The 21,144-nt window shown below is 71.8% G+C and carries 20 protein-coding genes and 3 pseudogenes; 13 read left to right on the top strand and 10 right to left on the bottom strand.

Going from position 1 to position 21,144, the window contains the following annotated elements; translation table 11 throughout:
• Window positions 1-3: 3 nt before the first annotated feature.
• From ACZ42A_RS35700 to ACZ42A_RS35685, 4 genes are read left to right on the top strand one after another with little or no spacing between them, the layout of a single operon-like run.
• Complete coding sequence (locus ACZ42A_RS35700; RefSeq protein ID WP_468531497.1) at window positions 4-414, top strand: roadblock/LC7 domain-containing protein; 411 nt, start codon at window positions 4-6, stop codon at window positions 412-414.
• Complete coding sequence (locus tag ACZ42A_RS35695) at window positions 411-782, top strand: DUF742 domain-containing protein (protein ID WP_468531496.1); 372 nt, start codon at window positions 411-413, stop codon at window positions 780-782. Before ACZ42A_RS35700 ends, ACZ42A_RS35695 begins: the two co-directional genes overlap by 4 nt.
• The gene (locus ACZ42A_RS35690; RefSeq protein WP_468531495.1) at window positions 763-1,368 is read left to right on the top strand and encodes a GTP-binding protein; all 606 of its coding nucleotides are present in this window, start codon (window positions 763-765) and stop codon (window positions 1,366-1,368) included. Before ACZ42A_RS35695 ends, ACZ42A_RS35690 begins: the two co-directional genes overlap by 20 nt.
• Entirely contained in the window at window positions 1,365-2,609 is a 1,245-nt protein-coding gene (locus tag ACZ42A_RS35685; RefSeq protein ID WP_468531494.1) for a cytochrome P450, read from the top strand. Before ACZ42A_RS35690 ends, ACZ42A_RS35685 begins: the two co-directional genes overlap by 4 nt.
• Before the next feature lie 63 nt (window positions 2,610-2,672).
• Here ACZ42A_RS35685 and ACZ42A_RS35680 read toward each other — a convergent pair whose 3' ends face one another.
• Window positions 2,673-4,415 (bottom strand): hypothetical protein, encoded by a 1,743-nt coding sequence (locus ACZ42A_RS35680; RefSeq protein ID WP_468531493.1) that lies wholly within the window; start codon window positions 4,413-4,415, stop codon window positions 2,673-2,675.
• Between the two features lie 328 nt (window positions 4,416-4,743).
• Window positions 4,744-5,021: pseudogene (locus ACZ42A_RS35675) on the bottom strand (amidohydrolase family protein); the annotation flags it as partial.
• On the opposite strand from ACZ42A_RS35675, the pseudogene ACZ42A_RS35670 reads away from it, so the two are divergent.
• Window positions 5,015-5,268 (top strand): annotated as a pseudogene (locus ACZ42A_RS35670) (pyridoxamine 5'-phosphate oxidase family protein); the annotation flags it as partial. The pseudogenes ACZ42A_RS35675 and ACZ42A_RS35670 overlap by 7 nt on opposite strands.
• A gap of 81 nt (window positions 5,269-5,349) precedes the next feature.
• Window positions 5,350-5,742 (top strand): VOC family protein, encoded by a 393-nt coding sequence (locus ACZ42A_RS35665; protein WP_468531492.1) that lies wholly within the window; start codon window positions 5,350-5,352, stop codon window positions 5,740-5,742.
• A 45-nt stretch (window positions 5,743-5,787) separates the two neighbouring features.
• Here the strand turns inward: ACZ42A_RS35665 and ACZ42A_RS35660 are convergent, their stop codons facing one another.
• Window positions 5,788-6,090, bottom strand: coding sequence for a DUF4235 domain-containing protein (locus ACZ42A_RS35660; protein WP_468531593.1), 303 nt, complete (start codon window positions 6,088-6,090; stop codon window positions 5,788-5,790).
• Between the two features lie 26 nt (window positions 6,091-6,116).
• Window positions 6,117-7,133, bottom strand: coding sequence for a glutathione S-transferase family protein (locus ACZ42A_RS35655; protein WP_468531491.1), 1,017 nt, complete (start codon window positions 7,131-7,133; stop codon window positions 6,117-6,119).
• 477 nt (window positions 7,134-7,610) lie between these two features.
• Between ACZ42A_RS35655 and ACZ42A_RS35650 the strand changes: the two genes are divergently transcribed.
• Window positions 7,611-8,528: a cation diffusion facilitator family transporter gene (locus ACZ42A_RS35650; RefSeq protein ID WP_468531592.1), complete on the top strand. Its 918-nt coding sequence runs from the start codon at window positions 7,611-7,613 to the stop codon at window positions 8,526-8,528.
• Window positions 8,529-8,676: 148 nt separating this feature from the next.
• On the opposite strand, the gene ACZ42A_RS35645 is transcribed toward ACZ42A_RS35650, so the two are convergent.
• Both ACZ42A_RS35645 and ACZ42A_RS35640 read right to left on the bottom strand, forming a co-directional pair.
• Entirely contained in the window at window positions 8,677-9,123 is a 447-nt protein-coding gene (locus ACZ42A_RS35645) for a hypothetical protein (RefSeq protein WP_468531490.1), read from the bottom strand.
• 17 nt (window positions 9,124-9,140) lie between these two features.
• Window positions 9,141-9,707 (bottom strand): TetR/AcrR family transcriptional regulator, encoded by a 567-nt coding sequence (locus ACZ42A_RS35640; RefSeq protein ID WP_468531489.1) that lies wholly within the window; start codon window positions 9,705-9,707, stop codon window positions 9,141-9,143.
• Window positions 9,708-9,842: 135 nt separating this feature from the next.
• Between ACZ42A_RS35640 and ACZ42A_RS35635 the strand changes: the two genes are divergently transcribed.
• Window positions 9,843-10,361 (top strand): flavoprotein, encoded by a 519-nt coding sequence (locus tag ACZ42A_RS35635; RefSeq protein ID WP_468531488.1) that lies wholly within the window; start codon window positions 9,843-9,845, stop codon window positions 10,359-10,361.
• A 113-nt stretch (window positions 10,362-10,474) separates the two neighbouring features.
• Window positions 10,475-10,951 carry an SRPBCC family protein gene (locus ACZ42A_RS35630; RefSeq protein ID WP_468531487.1) on the top strand — a complete coding sequence of 159 codons (477 nt, stop codon included), beginning with the start codon at window positions 10,475-10,477 and terminating at the stop codon, window positions 10,949-10,951.
• On the opposite strand, the pseudogene ACZ42A_RS35625 reads toward ACZ42A_RS35630, so the two are convergent.
• A pseudogene (locus tag ACZ42A_RS35625) lies at window positions 10,866-11,117 on the bottom strand (hypothetical protein); the annotation flags it as partial. The gene ACZ42A_RS35630 and the pseudogene ACZ42A_RS35625 overlap by 86 nt on opposite strands.
• A 224-nt stretch (window positions 11,118-11,341) precedes the next feature.
• Here ACZ42A_RS35625 and ACZ42A_RS35620 point away from each other — a divergent pair.
• Window positions 11,342-12,310 (top strand): aldo/keto reductase, encoded by a 969-nt coding sequence (locus tag ACZ42A_RS35620; protein ID WP_468531486.1) that lies wholly within the window; start codon window positions 11,342-11,344, stop codon window positions 12,308-12,310.
• Between the two features lie 63 nt (window positions 12,311-12,373).
• Here the strand turns inward: ACZ42A_RS35620 and ACZ42A_RS35615 are convergent, their stop codons facing one another.
• On the bottom strand, window positions 12,374-13,189 hold the full coding sequence (locus ACZ42A_RS35615) for a phytanoyl-CoA dioxygenase family protein (RefSeq protein ID WP_468531485.1): 816 nt from the start codon (window positions 13,187-13,189) through the stop codon (window positions 12,374-12,376).
• An 84-nt stretch (window positions 13,190-13,273) separates the two neighbouring features.
• On the opposite strand from ACZ42A_RS35615, the gene ACZ42A_RS35610 reads away from it, so the two are divergent.
• A complete protein-coding gene (locus ACZ42A_RS35610) occupies window positions 13,274-14,179 on the top strand; it encodes a helix-turn-helix domain-containing protein (protein ID WP_468531484.1) in 906 nt (301 codons plus the stop codon).
• 6 nt (window positions 14,180-14,185) lie between these two features.
• On the opposite strand, the gene ACZ42A_RS35605 is transcribed toward ACZ42A_RS35610, so the two are convergent.
• Both ACZ42A_RS35605 and ACZ42A_RS35600 read right to left on the bottom strand, forming a co-directional pair.
• Window positions 14,186-14,800, bottom strand: coding sequence for a DUF4232 domain-containing protein (locus tag ACZ42A_RS35605; RefSeq protein WP_468531483.1), 615 nt, complete (start codon window positions 14,798-14,800; stop codon window positions 14,186-14,188).
• Between the two features lie 64 nt (window positions 14,801-14,864).
• Entirely contained in the window at window positions 14,865-17,255 is a 2,391-nt protein-coding gene (locus ACZ42A_RS35600) for a SpoIIE family protein phosphatase (RefSeq protein WP_468531482.1), read from the bottom strand.
• Window positions 17,256-17,481: 226 nt separating this feature from the next.
• Here ACZ42A_RS35600 and ACZ42A_RS35595 point away from each other — a divergent pair, with 226 nt between their 5' ends.
• Together ACZ42A_RS35595 and ACZ42A_RS35590 are read left to right on the top strand one after the other, a co-directional pair.
• On the top strand, window positions 17,482-20,565 hold the full coding sequence (locus ACZ42A_RS35595; RefSeq protein ID WP_468531481.1) for a glycoside hydrolase family 2 TIM barrel-domain containing protein: 3,084 nt from the start codon (window positions 17,482-17,484) through the stop codon (window positions 20,563-20,565).
• Window positions 20,566-20,977: 412 nt separating this feature from the next.
• Complete coding sequence (locus ACZ42A_RS35590; RefSeq protein WP_468531480.1) at window positions 20,978-21,142, top strand: hypothetical protein; 165 nt, start codon at window positions 20,978-20,980, stop codon at window positions 21,140-21,142.
• Window positions 21,143-21,144 lie beyond the last annotated feature (2 nt).

The raw sequence follows: 21,144 nt of genomic DNA, 5'->3' as shown, positions 1-21,144 counted from the left end.
CACATGACGCAACAGGGAACCGACGTGAGCTGGGCGCTCCGCGATCTGGTGGAGAGCATCCAGGAGATCCGCTTCGCCCTCGTGGCCTCCAGCGACGGCAAGGCCATCACCTCCTACGGCGCCGAAGACCCCGACGACGTGGACCGCTTCGCGGCCGTGGTGGCCGGCCTGCAGGCCCTCGCCCAGCCGGTCGCCGAGCAGTTCCCCAGCTACGCGGGGAACCTGCGCCTCGCGATGATCGAGGTCGACGGCGGCCACCTCTTCGTGGTCCGCGCGGGTGTGGAGACGTACCTCGGCGTGCTCGCCCGCGAGGGCCTGGACCAGGGCCTGCTCGGCCACCAGATGAGGGACCTGGCCCGCAGAATGGGAGAACTCCTCGGCACCACTCCGCGCCTGGAGGAGCACTCTGGATGAGTGCTCCCCGCCGGCCGACGGACCCGTCCGGTCTCGAGCGCTACTACGTCCTCACCAAGGGACGCAGCGGACCGGGCGGTTCGGCGTCGAGCCTCGACGTGGCGACCCTCATCGTCTCCCGCGCCGCCCCGGAACCGGGCATGCAGCACGAGTACACGGAGATCCTGCGGCGCTGCCGCGCTCCGCTGTCGGTGGCCGAGCTCGGCGCCCACCTGGGGCTGCCCTTCAACATTCTCGCGGTGCTCCTCGCCGACCTGCTCGAGGCAGGCCGCGTCGAAGCCCGTGACCCCATCCCGGCGCACGACGCCGGTCGCGGGCCCGACCTCGCGCTCCTGGAGGAGGTACTCAGTGGACTTGAAAGGCTTTGACCGGCCCGGCGCCCCGGCGTCCGGGGACACCCGCTCGGTGAAGGTGATGATCGCCGGCGGGTTCGGCACCGGGAAGACCACCCTGGTCCGGTCGGTCAGTGACATCAAGCCGCTCACCACCGAGGAGACCCTGACCCAGGCCAGCGCCGACGACGACCGGCTCATCGGCGTCGCCGAGAAGACGGAGACCACCGTCAGCCTGGACTTCGGCAAGATCAGCCTCAACGACAGCCTGATGCTGTACCTGTTCGGCACGCCCGGCCAGGAGCGCTTCTGGTTCCTGTGGAACGGCCTGTTCAAGGGAGCGCTCGGCGCGGTCGTCCTGGTGGACACCCGCCGCCTCGCCTCCAGCTTCCGGGCGATCGAGGAGATGGAGCGGCAGAACGTCCCGTTCGTCGTCGCGCTGAACGTCTTCCCCGACTCCAAGGACTATCCGGTCGAGGAGATCCGCGACGCCCTCGACATCTCCCCGCACACCCCGATCGTGGCCTGCGACGCCCGCGACCGGGCCTCCAGCCGTGACGTCCTGGTCACCCTGATACGTCACTTGAAGGACCGCTCTGCCGTCGCACTGGAGTCCCGATGAACGCCCAGCCCTTAAACGATCCGGAGGCGCCGCGCGGTTGTCCCTTCGGCCATGACACCGAGCTCACCCGGCTGTACGGGCCGGAGGCGGCGACCGACCCGCAGGGCATCTACGAGCGGCTGCGCAAGGAACACGGCCCCGTCGCGCCGGTGCTGCTGGAGGGCGACATCCCCGCCTGGCTGGTACTGGGCTACCGGGACAGCCGGCGAGTGCTCGACAACCCCCTGCAGTTCCCCCGGGACGCGCGGACCTGGCGGGACTGGCGGGAGGGCCGGGTCGCGGACAACCATCCGCTGGTTCCGATGCTCGCCTGGCGTCCCGACTGTGTGTCCCAGGACGGCGAGGCGCACCGCCGGCTGCGCGGTGCCGTCAGCGACGGGCTGCAGTCCGCCGCCGACCGCGGTGTCCGGCGCCACGCCACGCACTTCGCCAACAAGCAGATCGACGCGTTCGCGGACTCCGGCCGCGCCGATCTGGTGGCGGACTACGCCGACTATCTGCCGATGCTCGTGGTGGCCCGCGTTCTGGGGCTTGCCGAGGCGGAGGGGCGTCGCCTGGTCGAGTCCTGCGCCCAGGTGATGAAGGGCGGCGAGGACGCCGTCATGCACGACGGCGTGATCAGGGAGATCTTCGGTGAACTCGCCGAGCGCAGGCGGTCAGAACCGAGCTCCGACCTCGCCACCAGCCTGCTGGAGCATCCCGCGGCGCTCGACCACGACGAGGTCGTGGCCCACCTGCGCGCGGTGCTGATCGCCGCGCACGTCACGACCAACCTGCTGGCCCGGGTGCTGGAGCTGGTCCTGACCGACGCCTCCCGGCTCTCCGGGCTGATCAGCGGTCAGCTGAACATCTCGGCGGTGGTGGAGGAGGCCATGTGGAACTCTCCGCCGCTGGCCGTCCTGCCGGGGCGCTTCGCCGCCAGCGATGTCGAACTGGGCGGGCATCGCATTGAGGAGGGCGACCTGCTCGTTCTCGGTCTCGCCCCGGGCAACCTCGACCCCGAGATCCGGCCCGACCCAAGTGTCTCGGTGCACGGCAACCAGGCGCACCTGGCGTTCGGCTCGGGCCCGCACGAGTGCCCCGGGCAGAACATCGGGATGTCCATCATCGAGGTCGCGGTGGACGTCCTGCTGCACCGTCTGCCGGGCCTGCGCCTGGCCGTGCCGCCGGAGGAGCTCACCTCGACCGCGTCCACATGGATGTCCCTGCTGGACAGCCTGCCGGTCGAGTTCGAGGTGTAGGCCCCCAGACGCCGCTGCCCCGCCGGGCAGCGGCGCCCTCTCACACGGAGCAGGATTGAGGCGTCAGCCGTCGAGCCAGTCGCCTGCGAGGTCCGAGGGACGGTATCCCGTGGCGTTCCAGAGGAAATGCGGGTGGGCGCAGCCGAACATGTAGGCGAGCAGTGCGGTGTCCTCCCTCCCGGTCTGAGGGTCGTGCAGGGTGTGGTAAAACTCGGCTCCGACCGCGCCGGAGTCTTGTTGGACATCACGAGCGCGGGCCGTGGACGGTGCGGCGCCGGCTGCCTCCACGGCGGCGATGTACGTACGGCGCAGGATCTCCCATGTGCTGTCGGTGTTGCCGTGCCAGGGGCCGTGCAGTGCTTCGAAGGCATGGAGCTCGGCGTCGAAGAGAGGCCATGTCTCGGGGTGCTGGGCTCGGCAGCGTGCGGACAGCTCGGCGGTCCGGGCGCTCAGAGCCGGCGCGGTGGGTCGCGGGGCGATGGTGAGGCTGGTGCCGTGGCTGAGGATGCCGGTGCACGCGTTGGGCTGAAGGTCGCACAGCGGGCACTCCTGGGCCGGGGGCAGGCCCTGGGTGATGCCGTCGAACCACAGGGCGTGGCGCCCCGTGAGCCCCAACCAGACGATGGTGCTGGTCATCAGCCAGGTGTTCCACATCGGGGGATGCGCCTCGGGCATGCAGCCGTATTTGATGAGAGCGATGGCGGCGGCAGCGTAGAGGGCCTTGGTGTGGGTGGGCATGTCGGCGAGCCAGAAGTTGCTGATCTCGCCGGTGAGGGCGTCGGCTCGTACGTCGACCATGTCGTCGACGACGCGGCACAGCAGCAGGGAGGCGAGGTGCTCTTCCTGCCAGAGTTCGGTGTCGGGTGAGACGTGCCAGAACAGGCAGTCCATCATTTGCAGGAGTGAGTAGGTGCTCTGGCTGAGCGGGTTGGTCTGGGGGAGTACGACGCTGCCCGCGTGATGCTGTTGGAGCCAGTACTCGTCCGCGGATCGCTTATGGGCTGCGTAGAGTCCGCAGACCAGGGCCCGTGCGGTGTTGGTGCTGAAATTCTCGGCCAGGCGGCCTTCGATGAGTTGGGTGAGGTGCGTGGTATCTATGGTGTCGATCACGCGTTTGTATTCGTGGAAGAGCAGGATGTCGTCCTCGAAGCGGTGGCGGTAGCCAAGGTCTCGTTCAAGGTCGTTCAACTGCCGGGCCAGGACCCATCCACCGGTCAGGACGCTGTCGAGTTCCCGGTGGTACGGCCAGGTCTTGACGGTGAGGGGACGACCGGCGCTCTGCCGCCAACCGTAGTCAGCCAGCGTGCGTGCGGGGGGCGTGGGCAGCCGACGGCACAGAGAGCAGGCGCAGACGGTTGCCTGCTCCTCCTCGCGATCGAGGGCGCGCGGCGGGGTGAGTGCCCGGCTCCTCCAGGCCCCTTCCAGCATCGCGCACGTCAGTCGGCAGACCTCGATATCGGTGCTGACTTGGGGGAAAGCTGCTTCGATCACGCGCAGGCTGGCGTCGAGTCGCCTCAACCTGGCGTGTCCCTCCTCGTCGGGCGGGAGGAACGCGCGCGGCGCCAGATGAAGGGCTCCCTCCACATGCAGCGTGGTGCTGGAGCCGGGGGATCCGAGCGCGTCCAGCCGCTGCTGAGCAGCGTCCTGGAAATCTCGGTACTCATCCGTGCACCCATCTATGTGTTTCTCGAAGAGGCGGGCCAGGGCGTTCCCCGCCTCCGCCGGCTGGAGCTGGGCGTTTGGCTGTGCCGGGAGCAAGCTGTCGGTGGACGTCTCCGGACCACCGCCTACGACTCGAGATTTCACACCGGTCTCCCTTCAAGCTGTGGTCCTGGCAACGGAATCGATCGGCCGTGGTTGTCGGCCGGTCGTGTCCCCCACGGCGGACTCATCCGCGACCGGACGTCCTGCGGCATGCGATTCCTTTCGGGAGGCGGCAGCGCAAAGTCCCCCGCCCCTGCGTGCGGGCGGTCACCGTGACCGCCCGCGCACTCGAACTGGGTTTCGTGATGCGAAAGTTGAACCGAAAAGCGGTACGAGGCTGCCCAGAGCGGAAATGATCTACGCGTAACCGGACCGTGATCTCCGTTACTGTTCAAGCCTCTTGAGCTGCGTATACTCGCGCGCCCTCGACTTAAGTGAGAGATACACGCGTCTCGGCGATCGCCTCGACCGGCCCGTCGAACGGATCGCGGTCCAGGACCACGAGATCCGCCAGCGCGCCCGCGCCAGGTGGTTCACATACGCCGAGCCCGCCGTGTAGGCGGTCAACGCCTCGGCGAGTCCGATCCGTTCGCCGGGCAGGAACACCGGCGTGTCGCCGCCGTCCGGTGCCACGCGGTTGACCGCGACATGGATGCCGTGCAGCGGATCGGGGCTGCGCACCGGCCAGTCGCTGCCCGCGGGACGCGTGGGTCGCCACAGCCGAGGTCGACGGAGGCGTGCCGTATCTCGTCCCCCTGTCCTTCGTCTGGGACGGCTCGACCCTGCTGCCGGCCACGTCGGCCGACAGCCCGACGGCCGGAATCTGAGGACGACCGGCAGAGGACGCCGGGGTTTCGGACCGAGCCGTGACGTCGTCATGGTCGAGGGCACGGTCGATACGCCACTGGACGGGCGGGAGCTGATGCGCGACGGAGAGTGGCTGGTCGCGGACTGAAACGGCCTGGCCGGGACACCCGGAGGGGATGCAGGGCGGCGGGACAGGACCGTCCCGCGCCCCGGACCCTTCGGAGGAGTCATGCCACTGGTGAAATCGGGCTTCGTGGTGCTCGACTGTGCCGAGCCGGAGAAGCTCGCCGTGTTCTACCGGGAACTGCTGGAGGCCGAGCAGACGGAGGCGACCGCCAACCGCGTGGAGATCAGGGGCGCCGACGGCACCAGGCTCGCCTTCCGCCGCGACATGAACGCCACCCCGCCGAGCTGGCCGCGCCCCGAGAACTCCCTCCAGGCCCACCTGGAGTTCGTCGTCGAGGACCTCGACGCGGCGGAACGCCGGGTCGTCGCCCTCGGCGGCCGGCCCACGGACGCCAAGGATCCCTCCGGCCGCTCCGAATCCCGGGGCTGCGCCGACCCGGCCGGCCACTCCTTCACCCTGCGCCGCGCCACGCCGTCGGCGCCCAAGCACGGCTGAACCCGGACCGGCCGAGGGCGCCGGTCCGGGTGCCCCACGGCCCCGTCAGTCCCGGCCGCCCTTCCCCCGCGCCGGCCACACGCCGGTCGTCCGGGCGATGGCCTTCGCTCCGGTGCGGTCGACCGCGCTGCGCACCGTGGCGAAGATGGCGCCCTGGATCGCGGCGGCCAGCAGGATCTCGCCCCAGCGGCGGTCCGGGTCCAGCGCGTCCGGCGCGTCCTCCTCGTGCCGGAGCGCCATCCAGACCTTGCGGAAGGCGAGGCTCGCCAGCGCGCCGCCCGACCAGCCCAGCAGCCAGCCGATCGGCTGGTAGGCGACGGGCAGTTTCCGCTTCTTGCTCTTGGCCACCTGGGTCTCCTCCTGCTCTCGTACGGTCACGGCCGCCCGTCGGGCGGCACCTCCTCGCCGGGCCGCACCGGCCCCGGCGGTGTGCCGTCCCCGAACGGACGTCCGCCCAGCTCCTCGCGGTGATGGGCCGTCAGCCAGCCGGACAGGTCCGGTCCGAGGGGCACGATCCGGGTCGGGTTGATGCCCGTGTGCACCTGGTAGTAGTGCCGCTTGATGTGGTCGAAGTCGACCGTGTCACCGAATCCGGGCGTCTGGAACAGATCGCGGGCGTACGCCCACAGCACCCGATTCTCCGTCAGTTTCCAGCGGTTGCACTTGAAGTGGCCGTGATACACGGCGTCGAACCGCACCAGCGTGGTGAACAGCCGGAGGTCCGCCTCGGTGATCGTGTCGCCGACGAGATACCGCTGCCGGGCCAGCCGCTCGGTCAGCAGCTCGAGCCGGCGGAAGACACCGGAGCAGGCGGCCTCGTACTCCGCCTGCTCCGTGGCGAAGCCCGCCCGGTAGACCCCGTTGTTGACGTCCTTGTAGACCTCCGCCATCACCTCGTCGATCTCGTCCCGCAGCCGCTCCGGATACAGGTCCGGCGCCCCCTCCCGGTGCAGGTTCGACCACTCGGTGGCGAAGTCCAGGGTGATCCGCTGGTAGTCGTTGGTGACCAGCTTCCCGGTCGGGATGTCGACGATCGCGGGGACGCTGACCCCGCCCGGGTAGCCGGTCTCCCGCTTGTCGTAGGCCTCGCTGAGGAAGCGGATGCCGAGCACCGGGTCGCGGCCGTCCAGGTCCAGGGTGAACCGCCAGCTGCGGTCGTCCTGGATCGGGTCGGCGATCGCGAGGGACACCGAGGCGTCCAGACCCAGCAGCCGGCGGGAGATCACCGCCCGGCTCGCCCACGGACAGGCGCGGCTGGCCACCAGCCGGTAACGCCCGGCCGCCACCGGCCAGCCGTCCCGGCCGTCCGCCGTGATCCGGTCCGTGAAGTGGCTCTTCGACCGCTGGAACGACGTCCGGCCGTAGGCGATGTTGCCGCCTGCGCCGCTCATCCCTGGCTCCTTTCCGCACGCGGGCCCCTGCCGACGGGTTCCCGAGTTCCCCCGTTCCCGCCGTCCGCACGGTGTGATCCGCTCCGGCCGGGGCAACCGTCGAAGGTGAGCGGGACATCCTCGAACGCGGACGGGAAGCACCGGAGGACACAGGACGGCGAGCACGGCGGAGGGGAGGAGGCGAGCCCGCGGGCCGTACGCGAGGCCCCGCAGCCGACGGGGCCCGACCGGGTCGTACACGAGGCGCCGCAGGCAGCGGGGCCCGACCGGGTCGTTCACGAGGCCCCGCAGGCAGCGGGGCCCGACCGGGTCGTACACGAGGCGCCGCAGGCAGCGGGGCCCAATCGGGTCGTACGCGAGTCAGCGCATGCGGCCGGGCCCGACCGGGTCGTACGCGAGTCAGCGCATGCGGCGGAGCCCCACCGGACGGCCGCGCACCGGCAGCGGCGGAAGGCGGACCGCAGGACCCGCGTCACCGTGCTGGTGGCGCTCGCCGCCAACCTGGTGATCGCGGCCGCGAAGACCGCCGGCGGCCTGATCGCGGGCTCGCCGGCGCTGCTGTCCGAGGCCGCGCACTCCATCGCCGACAGCCTCAACGAGGTCTTCCTCCTCGCCGCGCTCCGCCGCAGCCGCCGCCCCGCCGACCGGCGCCACCCCTTCGGTTACGGCAAGGAACGGTTCTTCTGGTCGCTGCTCGCGGCCGTCGGCATTTTCGTCATGGGCGGCTGCTTCTCCTTCTTCCAGGGCTTCGAAGCGCTCACCCGGGGCACCGAGGAGACCGTCGGCGGCTATGTCGCCGGCATGATCGTGCTCGGCGTGGCGCTGCTCGCCGAGGGCGCCTCCCTGCTGCGGGCGCTGCACCAGCTGCACCGGCAGGGCGTCGCCGACGGGCTGCGTGACCCGGCGCTGCGGACGGTCGTCGCCGAGGACGGCACGGCGGTGGTCGGCGTGTCCCTCGCCCTCGCCGGGATGGCGCTGCACCTGGCGACCGGGCAGGTGGTGTGGGAGGCGGCCGCGTCGCTCGCCATCGGCACCCTGCTGGTGTACGTCGCCTACCGGCTGGGCCGGGACGCCCGCGACCAGCTGATCGGGGAGGCCGCCGATCCGGAGGCGAGCGGCCGGATCCGCGCCCTGCTGCGGGCCCAGCCGGAGATCGACAGCGTCGAGGCGCTGTTCACCATGAAGACGGGGATCGACTCGGTGCTGGTCGCCGCGCGGATCGACCTGGTCCCCGGCCTGGACAGCGAGCGGGTGGAGGAGGTGGCGGTCCGGATCAAGCGGTCGATCGGCCGTACCGTCCCCGAGGCCGACCAGATCTTCCTCGACGTGACCGACCGGCCCGCACAGGAGGCACGGGAGAGCCCCGCCGCGACGGGGGAACGCGGCGGGGCCTGAGATGCGCGTGCCCGGCCCACGCCACTTCATGCGTGCGGGCGCGGAAATCTTTCGGACGTTTCGCGGGCGCCCGCTCCCACCCTCGGTCTTCTCCGCGCCGCTGTCCGGCAGGCTCGTGCCCCGGTAGCCGCCGGATCGCCGGTGACCGTCAGAACAGGGTCTCCTCCTGGGGAGGCTCAGCCGGGAGTCGGTTGTCGTCGCGTTGCGGACCGGACGGCCGGCCGGAGAAGACCGCCACTCCCTCCACGTCCACGTCGGGTTCGTCAGGGGCGGGCGCATACAGGGCGATGCCCAGCCCTGCGAGCGTGCATCCCGAGTCGTCCAGGCGGACTTCGACCCCTTGTGCCCGCAGATCGGTGAGGATCTCCCCGAAGGGCCTGCCGGAGAGAGGCACGCCGGCGTAGGAGAGGCCGGCTCGCGGTGTCGCCTCGATGCGATCGAGCTGATCCGCCGCATTGAAGGAGAGGAGGAGTCCGGCGTCCGGGTAATGGTCCGTCGGGGGCTCGTCCGGAGTTCGGCGGAACGACCGGTGCTCACCCAGCCGACGCCGGAGCGAACTCCTCGCATCGCCGAATCCGGCGATGTCCAGCCCCACCCAGGGGATCACCTCCGTCACGCCGGTTCACTTCCGCCTGTGTCGAGGAGCAGTCGTGCCGCCTCCCGCGCCTCGGCGGCCGGTTCCGTTGCGCCGGTGATGCCCGCTGTCACCATGGCGCCCTCGGCCAGCAGGAACAGCGGCCCGGTGAGCGCGGCGGGGAGCCCCGCGTCCGCGACCAGACCGGCGAGACAGTCCCGGAACGCCTCCTTGTGCGCCCGCACGCGCTCCGCCACCCCCGCCGAGGTGGCCCCCAGTTCGCCGTACGCGTTGATCCACGCGCAGCCCCGGAAGTCCGGCTCGGCGAACCAGCCCTCCAGCCAGTCGAAGACCGCGATGATGCGCCGCCGAGGGTCCTCATGCTCCGCCACATGGGCCGCGAGCCGCCCGCGCCAGCGTCCGTCGCGCCGCTCGAGATACGCCTCGACCAACTGCTCCTTGGCCGGGAACAACTGGTACAGCCGCTTGAGCGAGAGCCCCGACGCGCCGCGGATCTCATCCATACCGACCGACTGCACGCCGCGCCCGTAGAAGAGGCCTTCCGCCGCGTCCAATGCCCGCTCCCGGGCGACCGCGCTGTCCATGAACCGCCTCTCCCTGGCCTTTCCCTGACGTGAGAACGAGCGTTCCCCCACGGTAGCAGCCGAGCGGGAGAGCGATCGTTCTCCGGTCCTGTCGGAGGGTGACGGACCGTCCCTGTTCAGTAGGGTGCCCGGGTGATGGAACAGGCTCGGAAACCCTTCCTCTACGTCGTCGTCTGCGCCGCCGGCATCGCCGCCGACGTGAGCAAGCTGATCACCGCCGCCCAGGAGCGGGACTGGGAGGTCGGCGTCATAGCCACCCCCGTCGCGATGAACGGCTTCTTCGACACCGCCGCCGTCGAGGCCCAGACGGGCCGCCCCATCCGTTCGGCCTGGCGCACCCCGGGCGAACCGCGCCCCTTCCCGCCGCCGGACGCGGTCGTGGTCGCGCCGGCCACCTTCAACACGGTCAACAAGTGGGCGGCGGGACTGGCCGACACCCTCGCCGTCGCCACCCTCTGCGAGGCCTGCGGCCTCGGCGTCCCTGTGGCCGCCCTGCCCTGCGTCGCCGACGCCCTCGCCGCCCACCCCGCCTACCAGGACAGCCTGACCCGGCTGCGCGCCATGGGCGTCCGCTTCGGGGAGCCGTACTCCGGTGAGGACCGTGACCCAGCGGAGTTCCCGTGGGAGCGGGCGCTGGACCTCGTGGCGCGCTAGGGAAGACGCCCCCTGTCTTTCGCGTCGGGTTTCCCGGGTACCCGATGCCTCGCAGACGGGGGTGGGCGCGCCGGCCGCGGCCCACCCCGCGAGGAGCGGATCAGGAGGATCAGATGAGCACGGTCAAGGAATCGGTCGAGGTCGAGGTCCCGCTGCGCCGGGCGTACGACCAGTGGACCCAGTTCGAGGACTTCCCGAACTTCATGGAAGGTGTCGACGAGGTCAGGCAGCTCGATGACCGGCACAACCACTGGTCCACAAGCATCGGTGGGGTGCACCGTGAGTTCGACACGGAGATCGTCGACCAGCTGGCCGACGACCGGATCACCTGGCGGACCATCGGCGGTGAGACTCAGCAGCGCGGCTCGGTCCGGTTCGAGCGGCTGGACGATACGCACACCCGGGTGGAGCTCACCATGGACGTCGAGCCGACCGGTGTCGCCGAGAAGGGCGCGGACGCACTCGGTGTGATCGACCGGCGGGTCAAGGGTGACCTGCGACGTTTCAAGGACTACGTCGAGAGCGGTGGCGGCCAGGGTGGCGGCTGGCGCGGACGTATCCGGCCGCAGGACCCGGGCACCACCCTCTGAGGTTCGTGATGCCGACACGCAGACCGGGGAATCCGGGCCGGCCCCGCGCCTCACGGGGCCGGCCCAGGATCCCGTTCGGCAGCGGGCCCGCCATCGCGGTCGTCACCACGGCCATGACGACCAAGAGCGAGTAGAGGTCCTGGTCGAGGCGGCCGACCGCAGGACCGGCATCTTGTTCAGGTGAAAGCACCACGGGGAACAGCGTCGAGGGCCTCCTCGTGAAAGACCGGGCAACCCGGCGTGGCCGCTGTCTCCGTGCTTTCGGGCATCTCCTTGGACGCCAAGGAGGCTTCCATGCCTTCTGGTCGTAGCGTCCTTTCGTGATCGGAACGACCCGGCCCCGGACGTCGTACGCTCCTTGGACCTACTCCGGAGGCAGGAGCAGCAACGATGCAGTATGTGAAGCTCGGTTCGACGGGCCTGGACGTGTCGCGGATCTGTCTGGGCTGTATGACGTACGGCCTTCCCGACCGTGGCGTGCACGAGTGGACGCTCGACGAGGAGGCGTCCCGCCCGCTGATCCGGCAGGCCGTGGAGGCCGGGATCAATTTCTTCGACACCGCGAACGTGTACTCCGACGGCACCAGCGAGGAGATCGTCGGCCGGGCGCTGCGCGACTTCGCCCGCCGGGACGAGATCGTGCTGGCGACGAAGGTGCACGGCCGGATGCGGCCCGGACCCAACGGCGCGGGCCTGTCCCGCAAGGCGATCACGGCCGAGATCGACCACAGCCTGCGCCGCCTCGGCACCGACTACGTCGACCTCTACCAGATCCACCGCTTCGACCCGCACACCCCGGTCGAGGAGACGATGGAGGCCCTGCACGACCTGGTCAAGGCGGGCAAGGTCCGGTACCTCGGGGCGAGTTCGATGTACGCCTGGCAGTTCTCCAAGATGCAGTACACCGCCGAGCGGCACGGCTGGACGAAGTTCGTCTCCATGCAGAACCACTACAACCTCCTCTACCGCGAGGAGGAGCGCGAGATGCTGCCGCTCTGTGCGGACCAGGGCGTCGGCGTGCTGCCCTGGAGCCCGCTCGCCCGCGGCCGGCTCACCCGCGACTGGGGCACGGTCACCGAGCGCAGCTCGCGCGACAACTTCGGCAGCACCCTCTACCAGGAGGGCGACCACGCCATCGTCGACGCCGTCACCCGGATCGCCGCCGACCGCGGCGTTCCGCGCGCCCAGGTGGCCCTCGCCTGGCTGCTGCAGCGGGACACGGTGGCGGCACCGGTCGTCGGCGCGTCCAAGCCGCACCACCTCGAGGACGCCGTGGCCGCCGTGGAACTGGAGCTGACCGAGAAGGAGATCGAGGAGCTGGAGCGCCCGTACACCGCGCGCCCGGTCGTGGGGCACTGACGGGCAGTCAGGTCCTCGGTGCCTCGGTGCCTCGGTGCCTCGGTGCCTCGGTGCCTCAGTGCCTCAGTGCGGTCCGTGCGGTGCGAACTCCGTGCCGCACGGACCGGCGCCCTCGCTCTCCGGCAGGGCGACCCGCTCGCCGGACATGGTCAGCGTCCGGTAGTAGCCCCCGATGCGCTCCGCGGAGCGGCCCACGTAGTGGCCGATGAAGGAGCGGCGGAACCGGTCGGCGGTGCGATTGGGCTGTGAGCCGTGCACCAGGCTGCCGTTGAAGAACAGCACGTCCCCGGGGAGCATGTCGACCGGTACGGCCGCCAGCCCGGGCGGCGGCGGTACGTACTCCCGGGCGAAGGACACCTCCGCGTCCGCCTCTTCGGGGCAGAACAGCTCCATCCGGTGGGTGCCCGGCACCACCTCCAGGCCGCCGTTCTCCCGGTCGATCACATCGCAGGCGATCCACGCCGCCACACACGTGCCCGGCTCCACCCGCAGATAGAAGTTGTCCTGGTGCAGCGCCTGGCCCCGCGCGCCCGGCGGCTTGAAATAGAACATGGACTGGGCCGCCAGCACCTCCTCGCCGAGCAGCGCCTCCAGCACCTCGCGCAGCCGCGCGTCCAGCAGGAACTCCCGCGCCAGGTCGTCGATCTCGTGCGGCTGCATCACCCGTGGGTAGGCGTGGAGCGGATCGGCCGGGGTGGCGGGCATGGGCCGGCGCGGCTCGAAGTGCCCGGGCACCGGCCCGGCCTCCCGCAGCTCCGCGAACCGGGCGCACAGGCGGTCGATCTCGTCGTACCCGAACAACCCGCGCACGACGGCGAAGCCGTCCTCCTCGAACCGCGCGAGCGTGGAACCGGCGGCGCCCCTGTCCGTGGCCGTCATACGTCCCCTCCTGAACCGATGGTCGGATGGTCGGTTGCCCTACGACCGCCACGCTAGGGTGACCGGCTGATCCGGAGGATGCCCATGAGCGCTGCCGACCTGCCCGCCACTGCTGCCCCCGGCGACCCCTCCCCGCCGCCCGGCCTGGTGGTCGTCGGCCACTTCGACCAGCCGCAGGGCTACGCCGTCCACCGGCCGCGCGGCGCGGACAGCTGGCTGTTCACCTGGACGACCGGCGGTGCGGGCGTGTTGCGGCAGGGCGCGGCCGGGACGCGGGCGGGCGTGGGCGACCTGGTGGTGCTGGCGCCGGGCGTGGGGCAGCGGTACGCCGTCGCGCCCGGGGCCCGCACCTGGCGCTTCTGGTGGGCGCACGGCCAGGCCCGGCCGTCCTGGCAGGCGTGGCTGCGGCCGTATGCCGCCGGCGACGGCCTGTACGTCGTGGCGCCGGTCCCGGCCGGTGTCCACGGCCGGATCGAGACGGTGTTCCGGCGCATGCTCGCGGACGCCCGCTGGAGCGGGGCCGAGGCGCCGCCGGCCGCCGCCGCGCCCTCGGACGACCCGGTCGCCGTGGCGCACGGCGCCGCCGCGCGGGAGCTGGCCCGGTGCGCGCTGGAGGAGGTCGTGCTGCTCGCCGCGACGACCGCGAGGAGCGTCCCCGCGCCGCCCGGGGCGGATGAGCGGGTGCTGCGCGCGCAGGCGCTGATCGACGCGGATCCGGGCGCCCCGCACACCGTCCGCTCCCTGGCCGCCGCTGTCGCGCTCTCGCCCTCCCGGTTCGCGCACCTGTTCACCCAGCACCTCGGCCAGTCACCGATGCGGGCCCTACGCGAGGCCCGGCTGGGCCATGCCGCCCGCCTGCTGGAGGGCACCGACCTCTCCGTGGAACGTGTCGCCGCGGCCTCGGGCTTCGCCAGCCCGTTCCACTTCCACCGGGTCTTCCGCGACCGCTACGGCGTCCCGCCGGGCGCCTACCGCGCCAGGCACCGCTGACGATCGTCAGGCGCCGGTCCCCGCCCGCAGTACCGTCAGGGACACCGTCGACTCGTTCCCGCCCACCGGCACCTTGCCCGCCGTCCACGGCACCCGCAGCGGCTCCCGCTCGTCCGGCGGCGTGACCAGCAGCGCCGCCGGGGTGGCCGTACGGGCGCCGCTGATCTCGGGGTTGGCATACGACAGCCCGGCCCACGCGCTGCCGCCCGGCGCCAGCGTGACCCGCGTCGGCGACTCGGGCTCGCGGCGCGGATCGGGGCCCAGCTGCTCTCCGGAGGGGTCGACGAAGGCGGCGCCCGGGAAGCCGTAGAGCGTGCACGTGTGCGAGGACGTGTTGGTCAGGACGATCGGGTAGTTCTCCTGACCGGCTCCCGGGTTGTTGCGGCCGACGGTGGCGCGCAACTCGGAGGTGTGGCAGCGGTCGGCGCCGGGGGAGGGGGAGGTGGTTGCGGGGACCGCGGAGACCTCGGAGGCCGCCGGGCTCGCCGAGGCGGCCGGAGCCTCGGACGCTCTGCCGGTCGTACCACCGCCGCTCCCACCACAGGCCGTCAGCAGAGCGAGCATCGACGCCGCCGCGACGACGAGCGTCGCGCGACGCGGGGACGAGGACACGGACGCCATGCAGACCTGGTGCCCCGTTGCGGGCGGAGGATGCGCGGAGGAGGGAGGATCCGCGCAGGATGCCTTACTCCTCCTCGACGAGGGCCAGCTCCGCCCAGATCGTCTTGCCCTCGGGCGTGTGCCGGCTGCCCCAGCGCTGGGTGAGCTGGGCGACCAGGAGCAGCCCCCGGCCGCCCTCGTCCCACGTCTTGGCGCGGCGCAGATGCGGCGCGGTGTGGCTGGTGTCGGAGACCTCGCAGATCAGGGTGTCCGCGTCGTGGATCAGCCGCAGCCGGATCGGGTGCGAGCCGTACCGGATCGCGTTGGTGACCAGCTCGCTCACCACCAGCTCGGTGGTGAAGGAGGCCTCCGTCAGCCCCCAGGTGCTCAGCTGCTCGGCGACCTGCTTGCGGATCGGCGCGACCAGCGCCGGATCGGCGGGGATGTCCCAGGTCGCGACCTGCGAGGCGGGCAGTCCGTGGGTGCGGGCGAGCAGCAGGGCCACGTCGTCGCAGGCCCCGCCGGCCGGCAGCAGGGCGTGCAGGATCCGGTCGCAGGTCTCGTCCAGCGAGGTGGACGGCGCCGGGCCGGCGCCCGAGGCCAGCGCGTCGCGCAGCAGCCGCTGTCCGGTCTCGGCGTCCCGGTCCGGGCTCTGGACCAGGCCGTTGGTGAAGAAGGAGAGCAGGGTGCCCTCGTGCAGATACAGCTCGGCCGCCTCGAACGGCAGCCCGCCCAGCCCCAGCGGCGGACCGGCGGGCACCTCGAGCTCCCGGGGCGTGCCGCCCGGCGGCACCACGATCGGCGCCGGATGCCCGGCCCGGGCGAAGGTGCAGCGCCGCGAGACCGGGTCGTAGACGGCGTACAGACAGGTGGCCCCCATCTCTCCGGGACCGCCGCCCTCGCCGCCGGACTCCTCCGACAGCCGGACGACCAGGTCGTCGAGGTGGGTGAGGAGTTCGTCGGGGGCAAGGTCGATGTCGGCGAGGGTGCGCACGGCGGTGCGCAGCCGGCCCATGGTGGCCGAGGCCTGGATGCCGTGCCCGACGACGTCTCCGACGACCATGGCGACGCGCATGCCGGACAGCGGGATCACGTCGAACCAGTCGCCGCCGACCCCGGCGCGGGCGGCGGGGAGGTAGCGCGAGGACGCCTCCAGCGCGGCCGTCCTCGGCAGCGTGCGGGGCAGCAGGCTGCGCTGGAGCGCGAGAGCGGTATCGCGTTCGCGGGAGTACCGGCGGGCGTTGTCGACGCAGACCGCGGCCCGCGCGGTGATCTCCTCGACCAGCAGCACGTCGTCCCCGGTGAAGGGGTCCGGCCGCTGGGCGCGGCTGAGGACCGCGACGCCGAGGGTGGTGCCGCGGGCCTGGATCGGCACGGACATCGTGGAGTGGAAGCCGTACTGCCGGTACCGGTCGCGGCGGACCGCGTCGTGCTCCAGCCACCGCTCCAGGGTGCCGTCGCCGATGGCGGCGACGATGGTGCGGCCCGCCACCAGCGAGTCCGCCTGGGGGGAGGCGGCGGGGTGCGACTCGACCTCGCCGGGCTCGACCATGGCCTCCGGGCAGCCCGGGTTCACCGACTGGTGCGCGACCCGGCGCAGCGTCACCGGCGCGGAGACCCGGGCCGGGGGCTCGCCGCCGGGCAGCGGCGGGTCGAGCAGATCGACGCTCACGAAGTCGGCGAGCGCGGGCACGCAGACGTCGGCCAGCTCCTGGGCCGTGCGGGTGACGTCGAGGGTGGTGCCGATGCGCACGCTGGCCTCGTTCACCAGGTGCAGCCGCTGCCGGGCCTGATAGTTCTCCGTGATGTCATGGGCGGCCAGGCAGACGCCCCGCACCCGGCCCTCGGCGTCGGTGACGGGGGCCATCCGGGCCAGCCAGGCGTGCGCCCGGCTCTCGCCGCCGGTGCGCAGATAGGTCTGCACGTCCTGCGGCTGCCCGGTGGTGAGCACCTGGAGGAGATGCCGCTCCAGCTCCTCGCTCTGCGGCTTTCCGCCGATCTCGGAGAGCCTGAGGCCCCGGATGCGTTCCTCGGGCAGGCCGACGACCTGGGACATCGCGTCGTTCTGGGTACGCAGCCGAAGCTGCTCGTCATAGACGGCGACGGCGCACGGTGACTGGGTGAGCGCCGCCGCGTCCAGCGGGTCGTCGAGCGAGCGGGGGCCGGGGGGCTCCAGCGGGGCGACCACCAGCCAGTGGCCGGGTCCGCCGCCGCGTGGCCCGCGGTGGTGGGCGAGCAGCCAGACGGGAACCGTACGGCCGGCTCGGTGACGCAGTGCGACCGTGCCGTCCCAGCGGGGGCCGCTCACCTCGGGGGCGGAGTCCGCGAGCAGCCGGGCGGCGGGCCGTCCCACGACCTCGTCGGCCGTCCAGCCGAGCAGCCGCCGCGCGCCCTCGTTCCACTGGGTCAGGGTGCCGGCGTCGTCGATGACAGCCCGGGCCGTCGCGGCCTCGTCGAACGGGTACTCCGGGCTCATCGTCGCCACTCCATCGCGCACACCCACCGTTAACAAGTGCGTCACTTCCGTTCCAGCCTAGTGCGTCCGGCTCCCGCGCGGCCGGGTTGCCGATTGCCGCGCGGCGTTACCCGCGGGACGCGAGCGGCGTCCGCACTCTTGACGGGCCCATGTGGCAGGCCGTCAGAATCTGTTTGTTCACGATCACTTGTGAGTACTTCTGGGCCCTGATGAGGGAGAGCCGCACATGACGGTCACGCGCAGATCGGTTCTGATCGCCGGTACGGCGGCACCGGCCGCCGGAGCGCTGCTGGGCGCCGCCGACGCCAGGGCCGCGCACCCGGGCGGACGCCGCACCGTCGCCCTCCGTGACGGCTGGCGGTTCGCGCTGGTCAACCCGGACGGCATCACCGATCCGAGCGGCGCGTATGCGCGGGCCGCCGATCCCGCGTACGACGACTCCGCCTGGCGCGAGGTGGCCGTACCTCACGACTGGTCCATCGAGCAGGCGCCGACCACCGAGCATGGCACCACCAGCGGCACCGGCTTCTTCGCCGGCGGTCTCGGCTGGTACCGGCTCGCCTTCACCCTGCCACCCGCCCTCGTCGGCAAGCGGATCTCGGTGGAGTTCGACGGCGTGTACATGGACGCGTACGTCTACTGCAACGGGACCGAGATCGGCCGGCACCCCTACGGGTACACCGGCTTCGCCTTCGACCTCACCGACCTGGTGCACACCGACGGCACCACCGAGAACGTCCTCGCCGTCAGGGTCCTGAACCGGCTGCCCAGCAGCCGCTGGTACTCGGGCAGCGGCATCTACCGCGAGGCCCGCCTGGTCGTCACCGAGCCGGTGCACGTCGAGCGCTGGGGCACGTACGTCACCACCCCGGAGATCACCGCCGACCGGGCCCTGGTCCGGGTGCGGACCTCGGTGGTGAACACCGCGCGCGACGGCGCCGACGTCGAGATCGTCTCCCGGATCACCGCGCCCGGCGGCCGGACCGTCGCCCGTACGTCCTCCACGGTCACCGTCGCCGACCGCGCGACCGAGACCCACGACCTCACGGTCCCCGACCCGAAGCTCTGGGACTTCGGGACCCCGCACCGCTACACCCTCACCACCGAACTGCGCGTCGACGGCGAGACGACCGACACCTACCGCACCCCCTTCGGTATCCGGACCTTCCGTATCGACCCCGACGAGGGCTTCCACCTCAACGGCACCCATCACAAGCTCCAGGGCGTCAACCTGCACCACGACCTGGGCGCGCTCGGCGCCGCGACCAGCGCCGACGCCGTGCGCCGCCAGCTGACGATCATGAAGTCGATGGGCGTCAACGCGCTGCGCACCTCCCACAACCCGCCCTCCCCGGAGGTGATCCGGGCCTGCGACGAACTCGGCATCGTGCTCCAGGTGGAGGCCTTCGACTGCTGGCGGAGGGGGAAGACCAGCTACGACTACGGCCGCTTCTTCGACGAGTGGTGCGAGCGGGACGCCACGGAGATGGTGCTCGCCGCCCGCAACTCGCCCGCCGTGATCATGTGGTCCATAGGCAACGAGATCCCCGACTCCACCTCCACCGCCGGCCTCGCCATGGCCGACCGGATCATCGCCGCGATCAAGGCCGCCGACGACACCCGCCCCCTCGTCATCGGCTCCGACAAGTACCGGCGGCTGCCCGCCAAGGGCTCGGCGGCCGATCTGATGCTGGCCAAGCTCGACGGGCTCGGCCTCAACTACAACAGCGCGAAGTCCGTCGACGCCCTGCACGCCGCCTACCCGCACCTGTTCGTCTTCGAGTCGGAGTCCTCCTCGGAGACCTCCACGCGCGGCACCTACCAGGAGCCGGAACGCCTGAACACGGGCGAGAACCACACCCCCGGCCGACGGGCCACCTCGTCGTACGACAACAACCTCGCCTCCTGGACGATGAGCGGCGAGTACAGCCACAAGAAGGACCGCGACCGCAAGTGGTTCACCGGGCAGTTCCTGTGGTCCGGCATCGACTACATCGGCGAGCCCACCCCGTACGACGTCTTCCCGGTGAAGGCCTCCTTCTTCGGCGCGGTCGACACGGCCGGCTTCCCGAAGGACATGTACCACCTGTTCAAGAGCCAGTGGACGACCGAGCCCATGGTCCATCTGCTGCCCATGAGCTGGAACCACGCCGAGGGCGAGACGGTCGAGGTCTGGGCGTACTCCAACGTCGACACCGTCGAGCTGTTCCTGAACGGCGAGTCCCTCGGCGTACGGCGGTTCGACACCAAGAAGACCGTCGACGGCCGGACCTACCTGGAAACCACCGAGCCGACCGGCGACGACAAGACCTTCACCGACGGCCCCTACCCCGGCAGCTACACCAGCCCCAACGGCAGTGCCGGCAAGCTCCACCTGACGTGGAAGGTGCCCTTCCGGCCCGGGGAACTGAAGGCGGTCGCCCGCCGCGACGGCAAGGTGGTGGCCACCGACGTACTGCGCACCGCCGGGGCCCCGCATGCCCTACGCCTCACCCCGGACCGCGAGACCGTCGCGGCGGACGGGCGGTCGCTGGTGTTCGTCACGGCGGAGGTGGTCGACGCGCGCGGGGTCGTCGTGCCGGGCGCCGAGGACCTGATCGCCTTCGAGGTGCGCGGCGGCTCGCTCGCGGGGCTCGACAACGGCCGCCAGGAGAGCGCCGAGCGCTACCAGGCCAGTACCCGCACGGCCTTCCACGGCAAGGCCCTCGCCATCGTCCGCGCCGGCACGAAGGCGGGCACCCTGAAGGTGACGGCCCGTGCCGAAGGCCTGCGCGCGGGCACGGCGACCGTCCGTACGACCGCCGCCCGCGCCGCCTCCACCACGCCCGCACCGGAGTTCCGCCCCGACCTCCCGGCCCCGCTCACCTACCCGCACGCCGACGCCGGTTACTCCGGCCGCCCCGACACCCTCCCCGCCGCCATGCTCGACGGCGACCCCGCCACCGGCTGGTCCAACGGCTTCCTCAAGGCGGCCACCGCCCTGCTGCCCGCCTTCGACGGGGCCCGCGCCGAGGACTGGGTGTCGGTCGACTGGGGCCGCGTCAGGACCGTCGACCGGGCCGAGATCTCCTTCACCGTGGACGCCGCGCACAGCCTGCCCGCGGCGATCGAGGCCGAGGTCTGGGACGGCCGCCGCTATGTGCCTGTCGAGAACCCCTCGGTCGACTGGGCCACCACCTCGGACACCCCCACCGTCCTCACCTTCGCCCCGCTCCAGGGCTCCCGGCTCCGGCTGACCCTGACCAGCCGGTATCCCGGGGAGGCACGCGGGGCCCTGCGCATCAGCAGGCTGGAGGTCCCGGCAAGCTAGGGCCGATCATCTGTGGTTGATCAGAGGGCGGCTCGGGAATGGAGCGGGGACTCACCGTCCTGGACGGCGGCGCAGGCCGGGCGTCCCGTGCCCGGGATCGAGAACATGGCCGCGTACCTCGTCGCCCAGCTCCACGACGCCTCGCACCGGGAGGTCGTCGGACCCTGCTGGACGGGCAGGGCACGAGCGGCGTCATCGTCCGGCGGGGTGCCGTGATCGCGTCCTGGGGTGACCCGGAGCGCCCGGAGATGGCGTACAGCGCGACGAAGAGCGTCCTGGCGCTGGTGGCGGGCGTCGCCCACGACGACGGGGCGCTCGTGCTCGACGAACCGGTGTCGGCCCGCCTCGATCTGCCACAGTTCGTGCCCCTGCCGAGTACGGACTGTCCTGGTGGCTCAACGACCGTCGCACGGTGTGGCCCGCGGCGCCGTCGAGGGGGCGCTGCGCCCGCGGCAACGGCGGCCGTCATCTGCTCTGGCTCGACCCGGCCCGCGATCTGGTGATCAGCTCCCGCTGGGGCGCGGAGGCCGAGACGCTGCTGACGGAGGTGTCCCGCGCGGTGGAGCCCGGCCGATAGGG

The organism is Streptomyces sp. NPDC030838, assembly GCF_055572035.1.
The sequence above is the reverse complement of the archived record's forward strand: the minus strand, read 5'-3'. Positions and strand labels throughout refer to the sequence as shown.

Coding starts and splice junctions, on each gene's coding strand:
- ACZ42A_RS35700 (WP_468531497.1), top strand. CDS start 4: ATGACGCAACAGGGAACCGACGTGAGCTGGGCGCTCCGCGATCTGGTG.
- ACZ42A_RS35695 (WP_468531496.1), top strand. CDS start 411: ATGAGTGCTCCCCGCCGGCCGACGGACCCGTCCGGTCTCGAGCGCTAC.
- ACZ42A_RS35685 (WP_468531494.1), top strand. CDS start 1,365: ATGAACGCCCAGCCCTTAAACGATCCGGAGGCGCCGCGCGGTTGTCCC.
- ACZ42A_RS35665 (WP_468531492.1), top strand. CDS start 5,350: ATGCCACTGGTGAAATCGGGCTTCGTGGTGCTCGACTGTGCCGAGCCG.
- ACZ42A_RS35655 (WP_468531491.1), bottom strand. CDS start 7,133: ATGAGCGGCGCAGGCGGCAACATCGCCTACGGCCGGACGTCGTTCCAG.
- ACZ42A_RS35640 (WP_468531489.1), bottom strand. CDS start 9,707: ATGGACAGCGCGGTCGCCCGGGAGCGGGCATTGGACGCGGCGGAAGGC.
- ACZ42A_RS35635 (WP_468531488.1), top strand. CDS start 9,843: ATGGAACAGGCTCGGAAACCCTTCCTCTACGTCGTCGTCTGCGCCGCC.
- ACZ42A_RS35630 (WP_468531487.1), top strand. CDS start 10,475: ATGAGCACGGTCAAGGAATCGGTCGAGGTCGAGGTCCCGCTGCGCCGG.
- ACZ42A_RS35620 (WP_468531486.1), top strand. CDS start 11,342: ATGCAGTATGTGAAGCTCGGTTCGACGGGCCTGGACGTGTCGCGGATC.
- ACZ42A_RS35615 (WP_468531485.1), bottom strand. CDS start 13,189: ATGACGGCCACGGACAGGGGCGCCGCCGGTTCCACGCTCGCGCGGTTC.
- ACZ42A_RS35610 (WP_468531484.1), top strand. CDS start 13,274: ATGAGCGCTGCCGACCTGCCCGCCACTGCTGCCCCCGGCGACCCCTCC.
- ACZ42A_RS35605 (WP_468531483.1), bottom strand. CDS start 14,800: ATGGCGTCCGTGTCCTCGTCCCCGCGTCGCGCGACGCTCGTCGTCGCG.
- ACZ42A_RS35600 (WP_468531482.1), bottom strand. CDS start 17,255: ATGAGCCCGGAGTACCCGTTCGACGAGGCCGCGACGGCCCGGGCTGTC.
- ACZ42A_RS35595 (WP_468531481.1), top strand. CDS start 17,482: ATGACGGTCACGCGCAGATCGGTTCTGATCGCCGGTACGGCGGCACCG.